The sequence below is a fragment of the Proteus sp. G4380 genome, from assembly GCF_963885725.1.
Classification (GTDB): domain Bacteria; phylum Pseudomonadota; class Gammaproteobacteria; order Enterobacterales; family Enterobacteriaceae; genus Proteus; species Proteus mirabilis.
The window spans coordinates 1-1193 of sequence record NZ_CAWPAV010000206.1; the positions used below are offsets into that span (position 1 = coordinate 1).

1 protein-coding gene is annotated in these 1193 nt (G+C 38.9%); it reads right to left on the reverse strand.

All coding sequences use genetic code 11. From position 1 onward, the window contains the following. Nucleotides 1-131 precede the first annotated feature (131 nt). Nucleotides 132-944, reverse strand: a complete 813-nt coding sequence (phnX, locus tag AACU98_RS17780; RefSeq protein WP_161735291.1) for a phosphonoacetaldehyde hydrolase — start codon at nt 942-944, stop codon at nt 132-134. Between the last annotated feature and the right edge of the window lie 249 nt (nt 945-1193).

The following is a 1193-nucleotide window of genomic DNA, read 5'->3' on the forward strand; positions in this document are numbered from 1 at the left end:
AAATAAAATATAGAAATATAAAAGTGCGAAGTATTATTTTCATATTAAAGAATACCTAGATATATCTTTATATTCTCTATTGACCAATTACGCCCATTACTGCTTTATTGGGCGTTGGTATTGGATAATAGTTACGGCTTTTGATTATTAGCGATCCTCTGATTAATATCTTCTATCACCGCAGGTAAATTGGCAAGGGTATCAATAATATAATGAGCACCAGCGGTACGTAGTTTATTTTCAGCAATGCGCTTACGGTTTTCTATTTCTGCCTGTTCCATTGTTTGATATTGTTCAAAGGTGGCACCAAACTCATTGCCTGAAACAGATAACCCGACAGTCCACATACCGGCATTTAACCCTTCGGCAATACCTGTTACTGCATCATCGACTTTAACACAGTGTGCTACACTCATTACACCCAGTTCAATCACATTCTTTAACGCCATCCAAGGGCCTGGGCGAGAGCCGGCGGCAATTTTATCACTAGCAACCACGCAATCAGGCTGATAACCATATTCAGCGGCTTTCGGTACTAATACATCCATTACGGCTTTAGGATAACCTGAGCAAGAGCCGATTTTAATTCCTTGTGCTCTTATGGTCGTGATAGCCTCAAGTGCTCCTTCAATCGGTTTAGCAAAATGTACCACTTGTGCAATTTGTAACGGCATAAAGGTGCGATAAATATGCTGTGCCTCTTCTTCACTTGGTGGGTGACCAAATTGGGCTGTCCAGCGAGTGCGAATATTAGGCTCGTTAAGTAAAGCACGAATATGATCGATTTTCCCCATCCCCATCGGCCCTCGTGCTTCTGATAAACTTATTTTAAAGTTAAAGGCTTGAGCAAAGGCATCGACAAAAATTTGTGTGGGGGCGAAAGAGCCAAAATCGACTACTGTACCAGCCCAATCTAAAATTACTGCTTCAACCGATTTATTCATATGTTTAGACCTACTATGTGAAATCATTATTAACGGCGAATGGGGAGAATGTAGAACATCCTACCATTAAAAAAATGGGTTATTGTGATGTTAATTTTAAGGGGGATTTATGACATAGGTATGTCATCACAATAAATACCACCGCAAAAGTAGCTTGGCTCTCAACGTTAGATACTAAAAAAAGTAAATAAAACTAATATAAAACACGATTTTAAGATCATCATTTAACGCATAAAAAAAAGAGTGGTT

Bases quoted from the DNA above. Each gene is read 5' to 3' on its own strand.
- phnX (WP_161735291.1), bottom strand. From the start codon at position 944: ATGAATAAATCGGTTGAAGCAGTAATTTTAGATTGGGCTGGTACAGTA.